The sequence below is a fragment of the Microcystis sp. M53602_WE12 genome (assembly GCF_030065455.1).
Taxonomy (GTDB): Bacteria; Cyanobacteriota; Cyanobacteriia; order Cyanobacteriales; family Microcystaceae; genus Microcystis; species Microcystis aeruginosa.
In genome coordinates, this window is sequence record NZ_JASJFB010000453.1 from 1 (window position 1) to 2,590 (window position 2,590).

Here is a 2,590-nt window from a genome sequence, read left to right on the forward strand (position 1 = left end):
GGTGGTCTTAATTCAAAAGCTTCAGGGGTGACAGTGGCGGGAATTGGGACTTGATAGAGGTGTTCTAGGGCAGAATCCACAGCTTTGATGTTCATCTGCACGATTTCTTCGCCTTTCTTGCCGTAGGTCTTGCGGATGGCTTTTTTGATTTGTGCGATCGCATCTTCCCGCGACAAAACCCCCGCTAGGGCAAAGAAACACACCTGCATAACGGTATTAATCCGACTGCCCATCCCCGCTTCTTTGGCTACTTGAGTCGCATTAATCGTATAAACTTGCAGATTTTTATCGATGATAGTTTGCTGGAGATGGCGGGGTAAGTGACTAAACACCTCCTCCGGTGGATAGGGACTATTCAGGAGAAAAATTGAGTTCGATTTAGCGGTTTCTAGCAGGTCAAATTGTTCGACAAATTCCCACTGATGACAGGCGATAAAGTTAGCATCAGTGATTAAATAGGTAGAGCGAATCGGATGGGGCCCAAAGCGTAGGTGAGAAACGGTGACGGAGCCAGATTTTTTGGAATCATAGACGAAATAACCCTGGGCATAATTATCAGTATCTTCACCGATAATTTTAATTGAATTTTTGTTAGCTCCCACCGTACCATCGGAACCTAAACCGTAGAAAACCGCCCGCACTACTTCGTCCGGTTCAGTGGAAAAACTGCGGTCATATTCCAAACTGGAAAAGGTAAGATCGTCAACGATACCAATAGTGAAGTGATTTTTCGGTTTGTCGAGACTTAAGTTATCAAATATACCGGCAATCATGGCTGGAGTAAATTCTTTGGAAGATAAACCGTAGCGTCCTCCCACAATTTTCGGCAGCTTGCCTTCGTACTCTTCCATAAAGGCATTTACCACGTCTAAATATAGCGGATCGCCCCCGGCACCGGGTTCTTTACAGCGATCTAAAACGGCTATTTTTTTCACTGTAGTGGGCAAAGCTGCCAGTAATTTGTCGGCGGCAAAGGGACGATAAAGACGAACTTTTAAGACCCCAACTTTAGCCCCATTTTGATTGAGATAATCCACGGTTTCATGGACGGTTTCCCCTCCCGATCCCATTAACATAATCACTCTTTCGGCATCGGGCGCACCGTGGTATTCATAGAGATGGTATTGCCGTCCTGTTAATTGGGCAAAACGATCCATAATTTTTTGAGTGATATCGGGACAAGCATAATAGAAAGGATTGACGCTTTCCCTTGCCTGGAAATAAACATCGGGATTTTGTGCCGTGCCTCGTAAAACCGGTCGATCGGGAGTTAAAGCCCTTTGACGATGGGCAATAATTAGGTCTTCATCGATCAGTTCTTTGAGAGTTTCATCGCTAATTAATTCGACTTTTTGCACCTCATGACTGGTACGAAACCCATCAAAAAAGTGCAGAAAAGGAATCCTGGTTTCTAGGGTGGTAGCCGTGGCAATAGCCGCCAGATCTTGAGCTTCTTGAACGGAATTAGCCGCTAACATAGCCCAACCCGTACTTCTGGCAGACATGACATCACTATGATCCCCAAAAATTGACAATCCTTGAGCTGCTAAAGCACGGGCAGCCACATGAACCACTGAAGAGGTTAATTCCCCCGCAATTTTGTAGAAGTTGGGGAGCATTAATAATAATCCCTGCGAGGAAGTGAAAGTAGTAGTTAAAGAGCCTGTTTGTAGCGCTCCGTGCAGGGTTCCCGCTGCCCCACCTTCGCTCTGCATTTCGATTACGGAAGGGATGGTTCCCCAGAGATTAGCTCTGCGTTCGGCCGCCCAACTATCGGACCATTCACCCATAGGCGAGGAGGGAGTGATAGGATAAATAGCGATTACTTCACTGAGACGATAGGCAACGCGTGCAACAGCTTCGTTACCGTCTATGGTTGCATAGGTTTTTTTGGTCATGTGTTCCCCTTAGTTTTTACGATATTTGTCGGGATTTTAAGTTTTTTTACGGCTCAATTTCGCACTAAATATCCTCTCGTTTCCCTGACAACCGAAGGATTTTCTTGAGCGTCGCTTTTGACTCCCTATCTACTATTGGACGCTTACGGCAGACAGGCTTAAGTAGAGCAATTTTTCTGTCTCCACCTCGATCATTATCCAGATTCTCGGCTTTCTAGCAATTCGTTATTTTTTCTTAATACGCTGCTGAGTTTGCCAGCAACCGACCCTGGGATTAATTAATATTCAGAATTGAGATAAAAATTAATGATACTTTTTAAAAAAAAGTGCTAGGTCAGAAGATAAGCTGTTGACTATCTAAATTACTCGTTAAGACTGTCTATGAGCAGGGAGAAGGAATTATGAATTATTAATTAGGGTTTGCGGCAAAAAGTTTTTCCTGGGGGCAGGGTGTGGGGTGTGGGGTGTGGGGTGTGGGGTGTCGGAAGAATAAATAGAAATAATCTCGGTTCTTCGGTTTGTGTTATGTAATGGACGGGGGTTATAAGAGATGGAACCCTTATAGAGAAAGACATTGGACGATTTTTGTCAATCAAAAAGTACTGGGCATGGGAGTGATCAGGGGGAAAATTCCGGGACTTTTTTCCTGAAAATTAGGTAATTGGCCCCATCAAAACCGGTAAAAATCGACA

General features: G+C 44.6%; 2 protein-coding genes. Both read right to left on the reverse strand.

The features are described 5' to 3' along the window. Positions 1–1,898, reverse strand: a 1,898-nt coding sequence (nifJ, locus tag PX482_RS15215; RefSeq protein WP_288122632.1) for a pyruvate:ferredoxin (flavodoxin) oxidoreductase, incomplete at its 3' end; no start/stop codon positions are given. Between the two features lie 413 nt (positions 1,899–2,311). Then, positions 2,312–2,473 carry a hypothetical protein gene (locus tag PX482_RS15220; protein ID WP_196219802.1) on the reverse strand — a complete coding sequence of 54 codons (162 nt, stop codon included), beginning with the start codon at positions 2,471–2,473 and terminating at the stop codon, positions 2,312–2,314. Between the last annotated feature and the right edge of the window lie 117 nt (positions 2,474–2,590).